This is a genomic window from Novosphingobium sp. 550D (genome assembly GCF_057401885.1).
In genome coordinates this window covers 122,825-140,446 of the sequence record NZ_CM171613.1, presented here as the reverse complement: position 1 = coordinate 140,446, position 17,622 = coordinate 122,825, and the positions used below count along the sequence as shown (strand labels likewise).

Annotated in this window: 17 protein-coding genes and 1 tRNA gene; 5 read left to right on the top strand and 13 right to left on the bottom strand. The window is 60.4% G+C overall.

The window, feature by feature from the left end; translation table 11 throughout:
• Positions 1-97 precede the first annotated feature (97 nt).
• From lptG to AC2S2E_RS00650, 5 genes are all read right to left on the bottom strand, one after another.
• Positions 98-1,192 (bottom strand): LPS export ABC transporter permease LptG, encoded by a 1,095-nt coding sequence (gene lptG, locus AC2S2E_RS00670; RefSeq protein ID WP_486523368.1) that lies wholly within the window; start codon positions 1,190-1,192, stop codon positions 98-100.
• Positions 1,189-2,409: an LPS export ABC transporter permease LptF gene (lptF, locus tag AC2S2E_RS00665; RefSeq protein ID WP_476104228.1), complete on the bottom strand. Its 1,221-nt coding sequence runs from the start codon at positions 2,407-2,409 to the stop codon at positions 1,189-1,191. The genes lptG and lptF overlap by 4 nt, the downstream gene beginning before the upstream one ends.
• A 221-nt stretch (positions 2,410-2,630) precedes the next feature.
• Positions 2,631-3,005 (bottom strand): ATP-dependent Clp protease adapter ClpS, encoded by a 375-nt coding sequence (gene clpS / locus AC2S2E_RS00660; RefSeq protein ID WP_476104227.1) that lies wholly within the window; start codon positions 3,003-3,005, stop codon positions 2,631-2,633.
• Between the two features lie 287 nt (positions 3,006-3,292).
• On the bottom strand, positions 3,293-4,246 hold the full coding sequence (locus AC2S2E_RS00655) for a phasin family protein (protein ID WP_486523366.1): 954 nt from the start codon (positions 4,244-4,246) through the stop codon (positions 3,293-3,295).
• A gap of 310 nt (positions 4,247-4,556) precedes the next feature.
• Positions 4,557-6,557: a PHA/PHB synthase family protein gene (locus AC2S2E_RS00650; RefSeq protein WP_486523365.1), complete on the bottom strand. Its 2,001-nt coding sequence runs from the start codon at positions 6,555-6,557 to the stop codon at positions 4,557-4,559.
• A gap of 278 nt (positions 6,558-6,835) precedes the next feature.
• On the opposite strand from AC2S2E_RS00650, the gene AC2S2E_RS00645 reads away from it, so the two are divergent.
• The gene (locus AC2S2E_RS00645) at positions 6,836-8,044 is read left to right on the top strand and encodes an LL-diaminopimelate aminotransferase (protein ID WP_476104222.1); all 1,209 of its coding nucleotides are present in this window, start codon (positions 6,836-6,838) and stop codon (positions 8,042-8,044) included.
• A 299-nt stretch (positions 8,045-8,343) separates the two neighbouring features.
• The gene (locus tag AC2S2E_RS00640; RefSeq protein ID WP_486523363.1) at positions 8,344-8,949 is read left to right on the top strand and encodes a winged helix-turn-helix domain-containing protein; all 606 of its coding nucleotides are present in this window, start codon (positions 8,344-8,346) and stop codon (positions 8,947-8,949) included.
• 281 nt (positions 8,950-9,230) lie between these two features.
• Here the strand turns inward: AC2S2E_RS00640 and AC2S2E_RS00635 are convergent, their stop codons facing one another.
• From AC2S2E_RS00635 to AC2S2E_RS00605, 7 genes are read right to left on the bottom strand one after another with little or no spacing between them, the layout of a single operon-like run.
• On the bottom strand, positions 9,231-9,641 hold the full coding sequence (locus AC2S2E_RS00635) for a ketosteroid isomerase-related protein (RefSeq protein WP_476104220.1): 411 nt from the start codon (positions 9,639-9,641) through the stop codon (positions 9,231-9,233).
• A 1-nt stretch (position 9,642) separates the two neighbouring features.
• The gene (locus AC2S2E_RS00630; protein ID WP_486523362.1) at positions 9,643-9,852 is read right to left on the bottom strand and encodes a formate dehydrogenase subunit delta; all 210 of its coding nucleotides are present in this window, start codon (positions 9,850-9,852) and stop codon (positions 9,643-9,645) included.
• Positions 9,849-12,716: a formate dehydrogenase subunit alpha gene (gene fdhF, locus AC2S2E_RS00625; RefSeq protein WP_486523361.1), complete on the bottom strand. Its 2,868-nt coding sequence runs from the start codon at positions 12,714-12,716 to the stop codon at positions 9,849-9,851. Before fdhF ends, AC2S2E_RS00630 begins: the two co-directional genes overlap by 4 nt.
• The gene (gene mobA / locus AC2S2E_RS00620) at positions 12,706-13,239 is read right to left on the bottom strand and encodes a molybdenum cofactor guanylyltransferase (protein ID WP_476104217.1); all 534 of its coding nucleotides are present in this window, start codon (positions 13,237-13,239) and stop codon (positions 12,706-12,708) included. The genes fdhF and mobA overlap by 11 nt, the downstream gene beginning before the upstream one ends.
• Positions 13,236-14,747, bottom strand: a complete 1,512-nt coding sequence (locus AC2S2E_RS00615) for an NADH-ubiquinone oxidoreductase-F iron-sulfur binding region domain-containing protein (protein ID WP_486523359.1) — start codon at positions 14,745-14,747, stop codon at positions 13,236-13,238. Before AC2S2E_RS00615 ends, mobA begins: the two co-directional genes overlap by 4 nt.
• Complete coding sequence (locus AC2S2E_RS00610) at positions 14,744-15,166, bottom strand: NAD(P)H-dependent oxidoreductase subunit E (protein ID WP_476104215.1); 423 nt, start codon at positions 15,164-15,166, stop codon at positions 14,744-14,746. Before AC2S2E_RS00610 ends, AC2S2E_RS00615 begins: the two co-directional genes overlap by 4 nt.
• 5 nt (positions 15,167-15,171) lie before the next feature.
• Positions 15,172-15,546 carry a VOC family protein gene (locus AC2S2E_RS00605; protein ID WP_476104214.1) on the bottom strand — a complete coding sequence of 125 codons (375 nt, stop codon included), beginning with the start codon at positions 15,544-15,546 and terminating at the stop codon, positions 15,172-15,174.
• Positions 15,547-15,561: 15 nt separating this feature from the next.
• On the opposite strand from AC2S2E_RS00605, the gene AC2S2E_RS00600 reads away from it, so the two are divergent.
• Both AC2S2E_RS00600 and AC2S2E_RS00595 read left to right on the top strand, forming a co-directional pair.
• The gene (locus AC2S2E_RS00600; protein ID WP_476104213.1) at positions 15,562-15,828 is read left to right on the top strand and encodes a hypothetical protein; all 267 of its coding nucleotides are present in this window, start codon (positions 15,562-15,564) and stop codon (positions 15,826-15,828) included.
• A gap of 159 nt (positions 15,829-15,987) precedes the next feature.
• Positions 15,988-16,061, top strand: a tRNA-Cys gene (locus AC2S2E_RS00595).
• 57 nt (positions 16,062-16,118) lie between these two features.
• Here the strand turns inward: AC2S2E_RS00595 and AC2S2E_RS00590 are convergent.
• On the bottom strand, positions 16,119-16,598 hold the full coding sequence (locus tag AC2S2E_RS00590) for an Lrp/AsnC family transcriptional regulator (protein WP_486523358.1): 480 nt from the start codon (positions 16,596-16,598) through the stop codon (positions 16,119-16,121).
• 132 nt (positions 16,599-16,730) lie between these two features.
• On the opposite strand from AC2S2E_RS00590, the gene AC2S2E_RS00585 reads away from it, so the two are divergent.
• Positions 16,731-17,621, top strand: coding sequence for an EamA family transporter (locus tag AC2S2E_RS00585; protein WP_486523357.1), 891 nt, complete (start codon positions 16,731-16,733; stop codon positions 17,619-17,621).
• Position 17,622: the final 1 nt, after the last annotated feature.

The window sequence follows — 17,622 nt, the reverse complement described above, 5'->3', positions numbered from 1 at the left end:
GGCCCTAGACCATGCAAATGGGGCATAAACGGGGCAAAAGACAGATCGGCGTCAGGGGTGAGACGATTTGTGCCTTTTGAGTTGACCAGTCGACGACCTATTCCTCGGTCCGCACCAGCACGGTTTCGCCCACCAGCAGGAACAGGATAAAGGGTGCCCACGCCGCCACCAGCGGTGGGTATCCACCGAAATTGCCTACCGCCAGGCTGAGATTGTCGACCACGAAATAGGTAAAACCCAGTGCCATGCCGATGATGGCGCGCACGAACAATTGCCCCGAACGCGCCAGGCCAAAGGCCGCGACCGAACCCAGCAGCGGCATCAACAGCGCCGAAAGCGGGCCCGACATCTTGTGCCACCACTTGCTTTCCAATTCCGATGTGCGCCGCCCACCGGCGCGCAGCGACTGGATCGTGTGATAGAGTTGAAAGATGTTCATGCGGTCGGCATCGGCCTGGGTAATATCGATTTGCGACGGGGTGATGCCCTGTGCCACGATCATCGAGGCCGATGTGGTCAACTTGGCGCTGGCCACATCAAAGCTTTCCGGCTTGTCCAGCCGCCAGCCCGGCGCGGCATAGGTGGCCAAGGGGGCAATAACCCGCTTGGTGATCAGCCCTTGCGGGTCGCGTTCATACCATGTCACCCCGCGCAGACGGATGGTCTTGCCGCTGCCGTTCATCATATCGGCGCCAAGGATATTATGCCCATCGGCCAGATAGATATTCGTCCGCTCGGCCGGTTCGTTCGGGATTTCGCCATATTGCACATTCTGCCACGCCTTGAGATCGGCGGTGGCGCGCGTGACGACCATTTCGTTGAACACAAAGCTGATGCCCGACACGACCATGGCCGTCGCCAGCATCGGGGCAAGGATCTGATGCGCGGAAAGCCCGGCGGCGCGCATCGCGATGACTTCGCTGTTCTGGTTCAGCGGGAAGAAGGTGAAGAGCGTGGCCAGCAGCACCGAATAGGGCAGAAAACGCGCCACCAATTGCGGGCTGCGCAGCGTGACATAGTGCCAGATCTGCGCCTGACCATTGCCGGGATGGGCCAGAATATTGCCGCTCTCCGACAAGAGGTCGAGCATTTGCAGGACCAGCACCAGCATCACCAGCACGCCCAGAATACGCGTGATAAACAGGCGCGACAAATAGAGCGTCAGGGTGCGCGAGGGGAACAGGTCCATCATGCGTCACCCCCGGCGCGGGCCTTGTTGGCGGCGGTGCGGTCCAGCATGCGCGTGATCGCCTTGCCCAATTTGCCCGAAACACGTTCCAGCGCGCCGATCGGCTGACCACCGGGCACATAGGCCAATGTGTAATACATCCAGCCAATGATCGCGGCGAAAATGGCAAAAGGCACCCAGAGCGCGATGGCCGGATCGATGCGGCCCAATTCGGCCACCGATTGCCCGTATTCATTGACCTTGTGATAGGCCACGACCATCACAATCGACACGAACACGCCCAGCGATGATGTCGAACGCTTGGGAGGCACGGCCAAGGCCACCGCCAGCAAGGGCAGCATCAGGATCATCACCACTTCGACCAGACGATAATTGAGGCTGGCCATGACCACGGTTTTTTCATGGTCGCTGGCGCCTTGGCCCCAACCGATCTTGAGCAGTTCGGGCAGGACATATTCGCGTTCACGCCCACCGCGCTTGCGGAATTTTTCCAGCGCGGGAAGGTCAATGGGCAGATCATGGGTGCTGAAACTGAGCACGCGAGGGCTCAGGCCCTTGGGGCTCTGCACAATTTGGCCATCGGTCAGGCGCAGGATCACGGTGTCGAGATTTTCCTGAAGCGCGAGGAAGCGGCCGTGATGCGCGCTGATGGAAAGGACTTCGCCATTTTCCTCGGTCACGCGGGCGAAAATGCCGACCAGTTCGCGACCGTCGTCACGGCTCTGCTCGATGCGCAGGCTCATGCGGTCCTTGAGCGTGTTGAACTCACCCACCTTGATCGAGGCGCCCAGCGCGCCGGTGCGCAATTCGAAATCAAGCTGTTCGTAATAGTAACGCGCCAAAGGCTGCACATAGCCGACAATCAGCAGGTTAACCCCGGCCAACAGGATCGCGATCAGGAAAGGCACGCGCAGCAACCGCGTATAACTCAGCCCCACCGCGCGCATCACGTCCAGTTCGCTCGACATGGCCAGCTTGCGAAAAGCCAGCAGCACGCCCAACATCAGCCCCAGAGGGATCGCCAGACTGGCATATTCGGGCAGGAGGTTGGCCAGCATCTTGAACACGACGCTGACCGGGCCGCCTTCGGTCGACACGAATTCGAACAGGCGCAGCATCTTGTCCAGAACCAGCAGCGACGCGGCGATGACAAACACCGCCAGCATCGGCATCAGCACCAGCCGAAAGATATAGCGGTCCGCCGCCGTGAAGAATTTCATGCGTGACCCTGTGCGTCGGCGCCCCGTTGGCATGGGGTCTGGCGAGGGGACTGGCTGGTTTTCACGGGATGGCGGCTCTCTTGGCAGAACGGGCAAAGAGGGTCGACGCAAGCGACGGCATCAACCCAGACTTTCCGGTTCAGTTAAGCGGGCCCGCGCCCAGGCGCAAGAGGGGCGAGGCATATGGGAGCCAAATCCGCGTCAAACTGTGGCTTTGACGCTTATGCCTTTTCCAGCGTGCATTGCAGCGGGTGCTGGTTTTGCCTTGCGCAATCCATCACCTGATTCACTTTCGTCTCGGCGATTTCATAGGGGAAAATGCCGCAAACGCCGACGCCGCGCTGATGGACATGCAACATGACGCGGGTGGCCTGTTCCAGATCCATATTGAAAAAGCGCTTGAGGACCATGACCACAAACTCCATCGGAGTATAGTCATCGTTCAACATCAAGACCTTGAACTGGCTCGGTTTCTTCGGCTTTGCACGGGTGCGCGTGGCCAGGCCGATCTGCCCCTGACCGCCGCGATCATCATCATCGCTGTTGGCCAGGATGGTCAGGCCATCGAAAGCGGCATCGACAGACGCCGCGTCCATACACAGGGCCGACGAGCCAAGTGTGGCCGAGTTAGGGATACAGGAGAGAATCATCCGGCCCAAATACCGCGAATCAGGGGGGCAGGACAAGCGCTTCTGTCGCATGCCTTTGATGATCTCCGGCTTAACGGTAAGCCGGGCCGAAACAGGCTAGCGCGCGAGACCATTCGACACAATAGAAAAGCGGATGTGGCCTAGGCGCCGAAAAACCCGGCTGTCCAAGTGAGAGGGCGGACAACCGGGTTTTGGCAGCCATGAGCGGCGATGTGCCGCCCACCATCTATCGCTTAGGCAGCAGTCTTGATCTTTTCGACCGCCATCGAAACGCGGGTCGAGATCGGCTGAGCAGCTTCATTGGCCAGCTTGATCAGGGCTTCCGAATGCTTCGAGGCAGCAGCGACGGCTTCGTCGAAGTGCTTCTTGGCCAGGTCGTTCTGCAGCTTGAGGAAATCGGTCGGGCTTTTGGCTGCGGCCAGTTCCTTGACTTCGGCGGTCAGGGTTTCAAAACCGCTGCGGCCTTCCGACACATACGCCGAGGTCATTTCCTGAAGGCCAGCGGCCAGGATCTTGCTCGATTCGACCAAGGCTTCAACGTTGCCCTTGGCGAATTCGCTGTAATCACCAAACACCGAGGTGCTCTTTTCATAGGCGGCCTTGGCCTTTTCCTGCATGTCGGCAAAAGCGGTCTGGAAGGGGGCGGCAAAATCGAAGCTCGGGAAGGTGGACATGGCAAACTCCTTGGCGAAGATGGTGGGCCAGCGCGGCGGCTGGGCGGCAGTTTCGGTCGGCATTGGGGTTTCGGCGCTCACCTCCACGGCGGGTGCTTCAACCTTGGAAACGGGGGCTGGGGCGGCAGGCTTGACCGTCGGCTTTTTGACGGCAGGCTTGCGAACGGGCTTTTGGGCCACCGGAGCGGGAGCCGGCGCCTCGACCGCGGCGGGAGCTTCAGGCTCCACCACCGGGTTTTCAACGGGCGGCGTTTCGATCGGTGCCTCTACAACGGCAATCGGAGCTTCTTCGGCCGGCGCAGCTTCGACGACCGGGACTTCCTCAACCGGTGCGGGCGCGGGTTCTATTACTGTTTCTTCAACAGCAGGCGTTTCAACCGGAGCTAATTCTTCGGCCACAGGCGGCAACTCCGCATCGGCCGCAATCACGGGCGCCGGTGCGGCGGGTTTTGCGGCGACGGCGCGCGCGGGGGTTCTGCGAAAGTTAGCCTTGATATTGGGCTTCTTGCTCATTGGACCTGCTTCCCGCTCAACCGGCTGTTGATAAGGTGAATGATGCCAGCGTTTCCGATTTGATCGGACCTGCCGAAATCCTCGCCTTTGTTGCGGTGCACAATGACGCGCCGGGGTGATCGAGTCAAGAGGTTTTTGTGCGCTGCAGCATGCGATTCCGCCATTTCGGTTTCGATATGCGCAATGCTTGATCTAAATCAAATGTATCCGGGCATTTCGTAACAGAAACCCAACGCGAAAAGCTGGGGGAGCTCGCGGGTGCACATGTGGCATTTCGCACTTGCAGCATAAGGGGCAACTAAACTCTCCCTTATGACATCTTTACGTAATTGCCCGGCGCATCGGCCAGAACCTTGTCACCTCTTCCGCCCGGTACGCGCTTGGCCTTTGCGGCCACTTCGCCCGGCGCTTGTTCTTTCAACCAGCCCAGCCAGTGATTCCACCAGCTGCCCGGTGTCTCCGTCGCTTGCGCCACGAATTCAGCCAGAGTGTCAGTCTTTGCCTCATTGGTCCAGTATTGATATTTCTTGGCCGCAGGCGGATTGACCACACCCGCAATATGGCCCGACCCGGCCAGAAGAAATACATTCGGACTGTTCTTCAACTGCGCCGCCAAGCGCCATACGCTTTCGGCAGGCGCGATGTGATCCTCGCGCCCGGCCTGAATATAGGCGGGGGTGGTGATGCGTGACAGATCAATGGGCGTGCCGCATCCCGACAAGGCGTCGGGTTTGACCAACAGATTGTCACGATACAGATCGCGCAAATAGGATTGGTGCCATCCTGCGGGCAGATTCGTGCTGTCCCCGTTCCAGAACAACAGGTCAAAGGCCGAATAGTCTTCGCCCAGCAAATAGTTACGCGTCACATAGTTCCAGATCAGATCCTGGCTGCGCAACAGGTTGAAAGTGGCCGCCAAATAGCGTCCGTCGATCACCCCATTCTTGGCCAGAGCGCCAATCGTTGCCAATTGCTGATCATCGATAAAGGTTTTGAGTTCGCCTGCCTTTTCGAAATCGACCTGCGCGGTAAAGAAGGTTGCGGTGGCCACCTTATCCGCCTCGCCCCGCCGTGCCAAAATTGCCAGCGTCGCCGCCAGCGTCGTTCCGGCCACGCAATAGCCGATCGTATGCACACTGGGCACTTTCAGGCGGGTGCGCACAACATCAATCGCTTCGATCTGGGCGCCGATATAATCGTCCCATGTCACCGCGCCCCAATCGACATCGGTGTCCTCCGGGTTGGCCGAGCGCCAGCTGACCAGAAACACAGTGATCCCCTGATCCACCGCCCATTTGACGAAGCTTTTTTTGGCGTTGAGGTCGAGAATGTAAAAGCGGTTGATCCACGGCGGAAAGATCACCAGCGGGGTTTCCATCACCTTCTCGGTGGTGGGCGAATACTGGATCAATTCAAAGAAGGGGGTGCGATGCACCACCTTGCCGGGCGTGGCGGCAATATTTTCGCCCACTTTAAAGGCGTTGCGGTCGGTATGGCTCAACTGGCCACGTTTCATGTCGTCCAGAAGGTGTTCAAGCCCCTTCACCAGACTTTCGCCGCGCGTCTCGATGGCCTTTTCCATGACCAGAGGATTGGTCAGCGCAAAGTGATCCGGGCTGAGCGCCTCAATCAAGGTGCGCGTATAGAAACGCAGTTGATCCTTGCGCGGTTCATCCAGCCCTTCGACCGAATCGGCCATGGCGGTGATCTGTTCGGCCATCAACAGATAGGTCTGATGCACCAATGCAAAATAGGGCATCTCGCGCCAGGCCGCATCGGCAAAGCGGCGATCGCTGCGGGGCAGGGGAATGGCATGCGATTCGTCGCCCTTGGACTTCAGCCCCCATTGCGCCAACACGCCTTCCCACAGCTTGATCCCGTCGGACAACAATTTCTGCTGTGTATCGGGGCGCACCAGCGGGATCTGGCGGCTCCACATTGACACCATTTCATTCATCGCGGGCGACAAAGACGCCAAACCGTTGAGTTCCGCCTTGAACAAATCGCCCGACAACAGGCCCGACATGGCCTTTCCGGTTTGTTCGGCCTGAAATTCCATCCATTTGGCCTGCATGCGTGATGCGGCATCGGCCCAATGGGCGGCATCCTCGCTATCGCCCAGAATGGCTGGCGCATCGGCCAGCAATGCACCAGCCTGTTCCAACGCATCGGGGATCGCGGTTTTCGGGTTAAGCCATTGATCCATCGTCTGGCTGGCCACCTCGAAAGGGAGCATCATCAAGCTCGACAGCGGATCGAGGGAAGGGGCCTTGGTGCCGGTGCCTTCGATCCCGTCGGTTGCGCTGCTCATCCGCTTTTTCTCCCGGTTGCCTCAATCGGTCCGCAACATGATACGACTGTGCCCCTACGGCAAGCGTTTGATGCGCCAGCATGGCGTAAAATTCATGACGCCCATCGCAGTTTTGGTTGCCGCGCAAATTTTTTGCATCCCGCTCTCGCGTTTCGGGGCAAAAAGGCGCATGGGAGCGGCCTCCCCCGCCGTGGTGGCGCCGCTTGGGCGCCTGCACTACGTCATGGTGGCGTATGTGCCGATGCGTGTTCGTGGGGGGCTAATACAGGAAAGGTCCAATGTCCGAAGAATTCTACCGCATGAAGCGACTGCCGCCCTATGTCATCGCCGAAGTCAATGCGATGCGGGCCGCAGCACGAGCTAGCGGGCAGGACATCATCGACCTTGGCATGGGCAATCCTGATTTGCCCCCGCCCGCCCATGTGATCGAAAAACTGTGCGAAGTGGCGATGAAGCCCAGCGCGCATGGCTATTCCGCGTCCAAGGGCATCCCCGGCATTCGTAAGGCGCAGGCCAATTATTATGGCCGCCGCTTTAACGTCGAACTGGACCCCGAAACCGAAGTCGTGATGACGATGGGTTCGAAGGAAGGTCTGGCCAGCCTGGCGACCGCGATCACCGCGCCCGGTGATGTGGTGCTGGCGCCCAACCCGTCCTATCCGATCCACACGTTCGGTTTCATCATCGCGGGCGCGACGATCCGCAGTGTGCCCACGACGCCGGATGAGCGTTATTGGGATTCGCTGGACCGCGCGATGAAATATTCGGTGCCGCGTCCCTCGGTGCTGATCGTCAATTATCCCAGCAACCCCACGGCCGAAACGGTCGATCTGGCGTTTTATGAACGGCTGGTGGCGTGGGCCAAGGAAAACAAGGTGTGGATCCTGTCCGACCTTGCCTATTCCGAATTGTATTTCGACGGTAATCCGACGCGCTCGATCCTTGAAGTGCCCGGCGCCAAGGATGTGGCGGTGGAATTCACCAGCATGTCCAAGACCTTCAGCATGGCCGGTTGGCGCGTGGGCTTTGCGGTGGGCAACAAACAATTGATCGCGGCGTTGACGCGGGTGAAGTCTTACCTTGATTACGGCGCCTTCACCCCGATTCAGGCGGCGGCCTGTGCGGCGCTTAACGGCCCGCAGGATATCGTTGAACAGAATCGCCTGCTCTATCAAAAGCGCCGTGACGTGATGGTCGAGGCTTTTGGTCGCGCCGGTTGGGATATTCCCAGCCCCAAGGCGTCGATGTTCGCATGGGCGCCTCTGCCGCCCGCGCTGGCGCATCTGGGTAGCCTTGAATTTTCCAAGCAATTGTTGACCCATGCCGAAGTCGCCGTGGCGCCGGGCGTGGGTTATGGTGAAGATGGCGAAGGCTTTGTCCGCATCGCCATGGTCGAAAATGAACAGCGCCTGCGTCAGGCGGCGCGCAATATCAAGCGTTACCTGACCAGCATGGGCGTCAATGTGCCTTCGGGTAAAACGGCCTGATTTTTCAAAATTTTGGAAAATTCACCTCGCCCGGTACAGAAATGTGCCGGGCGATTTTGCTTCATCCAAAATTTACCTTATTAGACCGATTTTCGGGAGGTGAACCCTAAAAGAGCCTTAACCAATTGAAATTACCTTTGGCTCAGCTATTGTGCCCAGTGTCCCCCCCCGTCATATCGCTGTTATGTTTTGGGGAGTGTGCAGTGCGCTGTTTTTATTGGCTTGCTGGACGCGCAATTTTCGGGGCGGCGGATCTCCGATTATGTGGATGGCGATTACAGACAGCGTTCGTTAATGATGTGGAGGCGGTCGAGGCGTTAAAGCCGGACGGCCCTGTGTTGGTTGATGTTGAGACGGTCGATCCTTTGGTCTGGAAATGGATCAACAGCGCCCGTGCCGTATCGCTGCGTCGTTGGTGCATTCCTATCGGCATTGGTGAAGGGCAGGAACGGGCGCGCCTGTTGCGGCGTGGCTTTGGCGACGTTTGTGATCCGTTGATCGGTCTGGCCGAACTTCATGCAAGAGGTTTGCGGATTAAGGAGCAGGCAGAGATGTTGGTGCGTTGGCGGCACCACGGGCCTTTGCGGCTTGATCTGATCGAGCGTGACGCCTTTGTCGGCAAAAAGGCGGTGGGATTACACCCCAGGGAATTCGCGGTTCTTTGGCGCTTGATGGATACGCCGGGCGAAACCGTCGACAAGCGTGAGTTGCTGCGCGACGTCTGGAATCTGACTTTCGTGCCTGAAACGAACAGCGTTGCGGTCCATGCGAGTCGTTTGCGGTCAAAACTGGCTGCGGCAGGGCTGCCGGGGTGGATTCAGACGGTTCCTGGCGGTGGATATCAGCTGTTGAACTGGATAAATCCGGATGCGGAAGATTTTAAAAATATCCAAATAGGTGTTTAATTGTTGAAATTATCCAAAAATGGATGATGCGTTAGTTATTTTATCCTATTTGGAATTTAACATCATTCGGCGCTTGTCGATTCGCAGGATCCGGCCTAATCCGGCCTTGCCTTTCAGGCATCCTCTCCCAAACTTCCACGACCCAGCTTCGGCTGGGTCTTTTTTTGCCCTCGAAACGTGGGGTTGTAACCTATTTGGCGATGCGTCAAAGAAAACGCCCCACACCTTTGGGGGTGTGAGGCGCTTTTTCCGCAATTCAGGTTCTCTGACCGTTATCGGCGTCAACCGCCAACCTGTGCCGTCCAATCCGCCAGATTGTAATAGACCGAAACCCGCGCGATCAACCCATCGCGAAAGGTGAAAAAGGCGCCTGCCGGCAGGACATAGGTTTGCCCATTTGCATCGGGCAATCCATCATCCGTAGCCAGATAGGCGCCATGCACCACAAATTCGGCGGCCCCGCGCGTGCCATCCGAATGGGCCATCAGGGTGATTTCCTCCAGCCGCTCACGATAACAGCGGTCCATATGGGCCAGAAACGCGCGAAAGGCTTGCCTGCCGATCTGGCGCGAACCCTGATTGATGTCATGCGCAACGTCATCGGTCAGACAGGCCAGCATAGCCTCATTATCCCCCGCATTGAACGCGTCATAATAGCGCGCCAGCAGGGCAAGAGCTTCATTCTGATTCATATCAGGCCTTTGTCGTAACGATCTTGATGGCGGCGCGGGCGATGTCGGACAATCGGGCCGGATCGACGGTGGCGATACCCGCCTTCATCCGAGGATCCCAGAAATCCACGATATGCTGGGCTGTCTCGCGGATCGCCACCTCCTGCCCCTGGGCGGCAAGGTTGGCGGCGATCTGGTTGGCCATTTTGATCAGGTGGTCTGTGGTACTCATTCGGCTGCCTCAATCCTGCGCGCCTGAAGGGTTTGCGCTTCATATTCACGCTGCCACGCGGTCGGCCCGTTCGACGGCGTGACCTGAACCGCCGTCACCTTGTACTCGGGGCAATTGGTGGCCCAATCGCTGTTCTCGGTGGTCACCACATTGGCTTGCGTGTCGGGGTGGTGGAAGGTAGTATAGAGCACGCCCGGCGCCACACGATCCGTCACCAAAGCGCGCAGCGTCGTCTCCCCAGCGCGGCTGGCCAGCTTCACCCAATCGCCGGTGGACAAGCCGCGATTTTCCGCGTCGGTCGGGTGGATTTCCAGCACATCCTCGGCATGCCACACGCTGTTGGCGGTACGCCGCGTCTGTGCGCCGACGTTGTATTGCGACAGAATTCGCCCCGTGGTCAGCAAGAGCGGATAACGCGGTCCGGTGCGTTCATCGGTGGGGATATATTCTGTGACGACAAACTTGCCCTTGCCCCGGACAAAGCCATCGACATGCATGATCGGGCTGCCATCGGGATGGGCCTCGTTGACCGGCCATTGCAGCGACCCTTCGGCATCCAGCCGCGCATGAGACACGCCCGTGAAGGAAGGCGTCAGGCGGGCGATCTCGTCCATGATCTGGCCCGCATCACTGTAATCCCAATCCAGCCCCATCGCGCGGGCCAGCAATTGCGTGACCTGCCAATCCTCGAAACCGTTGGCGGGGTCCATCACGCGCCGCACCATCTGGATGCGCCGCTCGGCATTGGTGAAGGTGCCGGTTTTCTCAAGGAAAGTGCTGCCCGGCAGGAAGACATGGGCGTAATTGGCGGTTTCGTTGAGGAACAGGTCATGCACGATCACGCAATCCATCGCCGCCAAACCGGCGGCCACATGATGCGTGTTGGGGTCGGACTGGAGAATATCCTCGCCCTGAATATAGATCGCGCGGAACGAACCATCGACCGCCGCGTCCAGCATATTGGGAATGCGCAGGCCCGGTTCGGAATCCAGCGTCACCCCCCAATCGGCCTCGAACAAGGCGCGTGTGTTGTCATCCGCGATGTGGCGATAGCCCGACAATTCATGCGGGAACGAGCCCATATCGCAGGCGCCCTGCACATTGTTTTGCCCGCGCAGGGGGTTCACCCCCACGCCGCGCCGCCCGATATTGCCCGTCGCCATGGCCAGATTGGCAATGGCCATCACGGTGCTGGAGCCTTGGCTGTGCTCGGTCACGCCGAGGCCGTAATAGATCGCGCCGTTTGGTCGTTTCCTCTGGTCTGACGACCAACCGGGGCCGCCCGTCGCAAACAACCGCGCTGCCGCCCGCAATTCCTCCGCCGGAACCCGCGTCACCGGCTCCAGCGCTTCGGGGCTGTGGCGCGCGTCCGACACAAACCGCGCCCAATCCTGATACTCATCCCAATCGCAACGCTCACGGATAAAGGCCTCATCGGCCAGACCCTCGGTCACGATGACATGCGCCATCGCCGACAGCACAGCGACATTGGTGCCCGGTTGCAGCGCCAGATGATGCGCGGCCTCGATATGCGGGCTGCGCACCATGTCGATCCGGCGCGGGTCGATCACGATCAGTTTCGCGCCCTGACGCAGCCGCTTCTTCATGCGGCTGGCAAACACCGGATGCCCGTCGGTCGGGTTCGCGCCGATGATGAGGATGACGTCTGAATCCTCCACACTGTCGAAATCCTGCGTCCCCGCGCTGGTGCCGAAGGTGGTCTTCAGCCCATAGCCCGTGGGCGAATGGCAGACCCGCGCGCAAGTATCGACATTGTTCGAACCAAACCCGCCGCGCACCAGCTTCTGGACAAGGAAGGCTTCCTCATTGGTGCAACGGCTCGACGTGATCCCGCCCAGCGCCCGTGCGCCATATTGCGCCTTGATCGTCTTCAGGCGGTTGGCGGTAAAGCTGATCGCCTCGTCCCACGACACTTCGCGCCATGGCTGGGTGATCGCCTCGCGGATCATCGGACGCGTGATGCGGTCGGCGTGGTTGGCATAGCCCCATGCGAAACGGCCCTTAACGCATGAATGCCCGCGGTTGGCCTTGCCATCCTTCCACGGCACCATGCGCACCAGTTGATCGCCGCGCATTTCGGCGCGGAATGTGCAGCCAACCCCGCAATAGGCGCAGGTCGTCACCACGGCGCGTTCGGGCTTGCCGATTTCCGCCACGGATTTTTCATTCAGCGCCGCCGTCGGGCATGCCTGAACACAGGCCCCGCACGAGACGCATTCGCTGGAAAGAAAATCGTCCTTGGCCGCGCCTGCCGACACGCCCGAATCAAAGCCGCGCCCCTCGATGGTCAACGCAAAGGTGCCTTGCACCTCTTCACAGGCGCGGACGCATCGCGAGCAGACGATGCACTTGCTGGCGTCAAAGGCGAAATAGGGGTTGGACAGATCGGGCGCCTGACCCAGATGGTTTTCGCCCGCATAGCCATAGCGCACATCGCGCAGGCCGACTTGGGCGGCGGTGTCCTGCAATTCGCAATCATTGTTCGCGCTGCACGTCAGGCAATCGAGCGGGTGGTCGGAGATGTAAAGCTCCATCACCCCGCGCCGAATTTTTTCCAGCCTTGGCGTCTGGGTCTTTACCACCATGCCCGCCGAAACCGGCGTGGTGCAGGACGCAGGCAATCCGCGCGCACCCTCAATCTCGACCAGACACATCCGGCATGAACCAAACGCCTCGACATTGTCGGTGGCGCAGAGTTTGGGGATCGCGCCCCCGATCTCGGCGGCGGCGCGCATCACGCTGGTGCCGGCCGGAACGGTGACAGCGCGCCCGTCGATGGTGAGTGTTACCGGGGCGCCTTTGCGCGCCGGGGTGCCGAAATCAGGCTGCACTTCATAGGCCATGGATTGCCTCCTCGCATTGGGCGAGATCTTCGGGGGAATTGATATTGGCGGGCGGTCGGGGGAGGGTGATGCCCCTTGCCCCCGTCGCCTCGACCAGCGCGCGCAGGGAATGTTTGCCTGTTCCCCGCAGGATTGCCTCGACCGCATCGGCGGCATGGGCGGGCCACAGGCCGATCACCGGCTGGCTCTCGACATAGGCGGGCGAGGGGAATAATCGCCCCAGCAGCCGATCATCCAGCCCCACCGCATCGACCGAAACGCACAGCACATCGGTAAACCCATTCTCGCGTGCATGGCGCAGCGCGGCGGCCAATCCGCCCAGCGGCCCCATGCCCGGCGCGGGCCAGTCGGGGATGCAGGGGGCGGGGGCCTCTTCACGCCCGACCACCACCACCGCGCTGCATTGGCGGCGCAGCAGGGCGACCGAGCGTTCGATCAGCGTTTGCCCGTCGAGCACCGCCAACGCCTTGTCGCTGCCAAAGCGGGTGGAAAGACCACCGGCAAGAACCGCGCCCAGGATCATGTGAAATCCTCCGGCCAGTGGCGCAAGGCCGACAACACCGGATAGGGCGTGAACCCACCCAGCGCGCAAAGCGAGCCGAATTTCATCGTCTCGCAAAGCTCTTCAAGCAGGACGATATCCTCCTGCGCGCTGCGCGCCACCTTGGGGGCATTATGCATTTGCGGCAGCGCGCCGACCGGATCGAGCACTTTGGCCCCCGCGCGGATGCGGTCGATCAATTCAACCCCGCGGGTCGATCCGATCCGGCACGGCGTGCATTTGCCGCAGCTTTCCACCGCGCAGAACTCCATGGCGAAACGGGCGAGGCGGCCCATGTCGGCGCTGTCGTCCACCACCACCACCCCGCCGTGGCCGATCAGTGCATCGGCGCGGGCATAGGCTTCATAATCAAACGGCAGATCGAATTGCGCAGGGGGAATATAGGCGCCCAAAGGCCCGCCCACCTGCACGGCTTTTACCGGGCGCCCGGATGCTGTGCCGCCGCCGATGGTGTACACCAGATCATGCAGCGAAATGCCAAAGGCGGTTTCATACAATCCGCCATGCTTGATATTGCCCGCCAACTGGATCGGCTTGGTGCCAAGGCTGCGATCCACGCCCAACGCCGCATATTCCGCTGCCCCGCCCTCGGACAGGATATGCGGGATGGCCGCAATGGTCAGCACATTGTTGACCACCGTGGGGCAACCAAACAGGCCCTCCAGCGCGGGCAGGGGCGGTTTGGCGCGCACCACACCGCGCTTGCCCTCGATGGAATTGAGCAAAGAGGTTTCCTCGCCGCAGACATAGGCGCCCGCGCCCTCACGCACTTCCATATGCAGCGGGGCGATGATGTCTGAGGCCAGTTCAATCGCCGCGCGCATCTTGGCAATCGCGTGGGTATATTCGCTGCGGGTATAGATATAAGCGGTTTGTGCGCCGACGGCATGGGCGGCAATCGCCAGACCCTCGATCAATTGAAAGGGGTCGCCCTCCATCAACATGCGGTCGGCAAAGGTGCCGGAATCGCCTTCGTCGGCGTTGCAGACGACATATTTGCGCGGGGCCTGCGCCTTGGCCACCGTGTTCCATTTGATGCCCGCAGGAAAACCCGCCCCGCCGCGACCGCGCAGGCCTGACTGCGTGACTTCGGCAATGACATCCGCGCCGCTCATCGCTTTGGCGCGGCGCAGGCCTGCCCAACCACCGGTGGCCTCGTAATCGGCAAGGCTGAGGGGACGGGTCTTGCCGGCGCGGGCAAAGGTCAGGCGTTGCTGGGGCTTGATAAAGGGGTGTTCGGCAATCGGACCGATGGAAAGCGCGCTGGTGCCATCAAGGATCGCGGCCACATCCTCAACCGTGGCGGGGCCATAGCCGATCCCGTCCACGTCCACCAAGGGTTCGAGCCAGTGCATGCCCCAACTGCTGGTGCGCTCGACTGTGCATCCCGCCGCAGCAAAGGCATCGGCCACAGCATCTGCGCCCAGAGCGAGGGCGAGCGAATCATCGCTGATACGGATCGTGGTCATGCCGCCTCCACCAATTTGACAATCTTGGCCGCGTCCAGCCTTGCGTGCAGCGTGTCGCCCACTTTGGCGGCAGGGCCGACGCTGCACAGGCCGAGGCAATAGATGGGGGCGAGGCGCACGCGATGGCCTGCTGCCGCTTCGGCTGCGTCCATCAGGGCCTCGACACCGCGTGCCTGACATGCTTCGGCGCGGCAGATCTGCACGCAGGGGCGCGGGTCGGCCTCGGATGTGAAATCGTGATAGAAACTGACCACCCCATGCACCTCGGCACGGGACAGGTTGAGCGCCTTGGCGATCTCTTCCTGCGCAGAGGCCGACACGCAACCAAAGGCGCGCTGAACATCGTGCAGGATCGGCAACAGCGGGCCTTCTGAACCGCTGTGCAAGGCGATGATGTGGGAAAGGCGCTCAACGTCCATCGAACTTACCCTGCGTTGGGCGCAAAGGCGCAGATCTTGTTGCCGTCGGGATCACGCAGATAGGCGCCATATTGCTTGCCCGGCGAATTGGGGCGGACGCCCGGCGCGCCCTCGCACGATCCGCCATGGGCCAGACCCGCAGCATGGAAGGCGTCCACCTCCGCATAGGACTTTGCCTTGAAGCCCAACGTGTGGCCGTTCGAAACGGTATGGGCCTCGCCATTGCTGGGGCGCCCGACGATCAGCGCACCGCCATCGGTCGGAAACAGCGTGGCATGGGGCAGAGGCACCGCCGCATGACCCAGCGCGCCCAGCGTGGCGGTGTAAAAGTCGCGCGACTTTTCAAGGTCATTGGTGCCAAGGTAGCAATGGGTGAACATGCCTAAATCTCCTGTTTGCGCGACGAATCAGAATTGCACGGCGCGGGCGATATTATAGTTTTCATGGGCGGCGAGAGGCGCAGCGACAAACCGGGCGAGCGATACGGCATGCATGCGGCCAAGCGCGGCGAGATTTTGCCGGATTTTGGGCGCAAAGCCAGCAGTGGCGCGGGTTTTCATGGGCAATCTCTCGTAACCTGGCCGATGAGTCTCGACCATTTTGTTTGCCTTGCATACAAACGCGATTGGGGTCGCGTCAACGGCGCAATGATGCCGTTTTGATTGAAAGATGATTGTGATCCTGCGTTGCGCCCTTGGCAAGGCGGCAAAGCCTCCATCGGGCCGTCGCCGGTCGCGCCAAAACAGTGTTCACAGATTTGCACAAATCGTGGTTGCCAAGCGCGCCGACCTCGTCTAGTGGCAGCGCCTCACCGCATGGATGGCCCGATGGCGGAGTGGTGACGCAGCGGACTGCAAATCCGTATACGCCGGTTCGATTCCGGCTCGGGCCTCCAGACTTTTCCAAATCAGCGATGACTATGGACCTCTTCCCGAAAGGGAGGAGGGATGCGTCATGCGTCGGGTATGGGCACCGGGCTGCGCGGTTTGATTTCGCGGATGACGACCAGCGTTTTGAAATTGCGGATCTTTTCGTGCGCGGCAAACAGCCGTTGGGCAAGGATGTCATAGTCCTCCATATCCCGCGCGACGACCCGCAAGGCAAAGTCATATTCGCCGGTCACGTTCCATGCCTCCAGCACTTCGGGTTCATCGCGAAAGATTTCCATCATCTCGTTGACCGTATGTGCGTTCTCGTGCGCCAGCGAGATGAGGACGATCATCGAAAGCGGGTATCCGACGGTCTTGGGGCGGATGACGGCGATCTCACGTTCGATAATCCCGCTGGATCGCAACCGGCGGATGCGACGGTAACAGGCGGGCGCGGACAATCCCACCGCTTCGGCCAAAGCGGAAACAGGCTGCTGAAAATCGACCTGAAGCAATTCGAGCAATTTGCGGTCGAAGGAATCGAGCGGATCATTTTTCATCATATCGGCACATTATATGATAATTTTTATCGCAAAAGTGAAAATTTAGAGCGCCATTATCGCAATGCTCACGCTAATTTTCCGGCGGTCCGGACCAATCGCCCTGTTCTTCTCCGCCAAAATATAGAGTGTTGCATGTCTGTTTCCGCTGCGCCGCGGCCGGTTTCCGCGCGTATTGATCTTGTCGCCATGGGGGCGCTTTCGCTCTCGCTGTTTTCGGTCACGTTTGGCGCCACGCTGGCCAAGCGGCTGTTCCCTCTGGTCGGGCCGGAGGGGGCCACGACGCTGCGCCTGTTGGTGGCGGCCATCATTCTGTCGGCGGTGTTTCGCCCTTGGCGGCTGGATCTCAAGGCAGGCTGGCGGCCGCTATTGGCCTATGGCGTGGTGCTGGGGGTGATGAACCTGTCGTTTTACAATGCGTTGGCCTATATTCCCTTGGGTCTGGCCATTGCGATTGAGTTCACCGGCCCCTTGGTGGTGGCGATCAGCACGTCGCGGCGCAAACTCGATTATTTCTGGATCGCGCTGGCGGTGCTGGGATTGGCCAGCTTGCTGCCGATCTGGGACAATGCTTCGCGGCTCGATTGGCGGGGCATTGCGCTGGCGCTGGTCGCGGGGGTTTGCTGGGGGGCGTATATCCTGATCGGGCGCCATGCCGGGCGGATCCATGGGCCGGCGGCCTCGGCGGGCGGGATGTTGGTGGCCTCGGCTCTGGTTGTGCCCTTTGGCCTTTATCACGCCGGTCCTGCCTTGCTCAGTCCGCATGCGCTGATGCTGGGGCTGGGCGTTGGGCTGGTGTCCAGCGCTATTCCCTATTCGCTGGAGATGGTCGCCCTGCCGCGCCTGCCGTCCAACACGTTCGGCATTTTGATGAGCGCGGAACCTGCTGTGGGCGCCTTGATGGCCCTGTTCCTGCTGGGCGAGGTACTGACGCCATCGCAATGGCTGGCCATCGGGCTGATCATTCTGGCCTCGGTTGGCGCGGCGATCACATCGACGTCTGGCGCGGCGATGGAGCAGGTTTAAG

Coding starts and splice junctions, on each gene's coding strand:
- lptG (WP_486523368.1), bottom strand. CDS start 1,192: ATGATGGACCTGTTCCCCTCGCGCACCCTGACGCTCTATTTGTCGCGC.
- lptF (WP_476104228.1), bottom strand. CDS start 2,409: ATGAAATTCTTCACGGCGGCGGACCGCTATATCTTTCGGCTGGTGCTG.
- clpS (WP_476104227.1), bottom strand. CDS start 3,005: ATGGACGCGGCGTCTGTCGATGCCGCTTTCGATGGCCTGACCATCCTG.
- AC2S2E_RS00655 (WP_486523366.1), bottom strand. CDS start 4,246: ATGAGCAAGAAGCCCAATATCAAGGCTAACTTTCGCAGAACCCCCGCG.
- AC2S2E_RS00650 (WP_486523365.1), bottom strand. CDS start 6,557: ATGAGCAGCGCAACCGACGGGATCGAAGGCACCGGCACCAAGGCCCCT.
- AC2S2E_RS00645 (WP_476104222.1), top strand. CDS start 6,836: ATGTCCGAAGAATTCTACCGCATGAAGCGACTGCCGCCCTATGTCATC.
- AC2S2E_RS00635 (WP_476104220.1), bottom strand. CDS start 9,641: ATGAATCAGAATGAAGCTCTTGCCCTGCTGGCGCGCTATTATGACGCG.
- AC2S2E_RS00630 (WP_486523362.1), bottom strand. CDS start 9,852: ATGAGTACCACAGACCACCTGATCAAAATGGCCAACCAGATCGCCGCC.
- fdhF (WP_486523361.1), bottom strand. CDS start 12,716: ATGGCCTATGAAGTGCAGCCTGATTTCGGCACCCCGGCGCGCAAAGGC.
- mobA (WP_476104217.1), bottom strand. CDS start 13,239: ATGATCCTGGGCGCGGTTCTTGCCGGTGGTCTTTCCACCCGCTTTGGC.
- AC2S2E_RS00615 (WP_486523359.1), bottom strand. CDS start 14,747: ATGACCACGATCCGTATCAGCGATGATTCGCTCGCCCTCGCTCTGGGC.
- AC2S2E_RS00610 (WP_476104215.1), bottom strand. CDS start 15,166: ATGGACGTTGAGCGCCTTTCCCACATCATCGCCTTGCACAGCGGTTCA.
- AC2S2E_RS00605 (WP_476104214.1), bottom strand. CDS start 15,546: ATGTTCACCCATTGCTACCTTGGCACCAATGACCTTGAAAAGTCGCGC.
- AC2S2E_RS00590 (WP_486523358.1), bottom strand. CDS start 16,598: ATGATGAAAAATGATCCGCTCGATTCCTTCGACCGCAAATTGCTCGAA.
- AC2S2E_RS00585 (WP_486523357.1), top strand. CDS start 16,731: ATGTCTGTTTCCGCTGCGCCGCGGCCGGTTTCCGCGCGTATTGATCTT.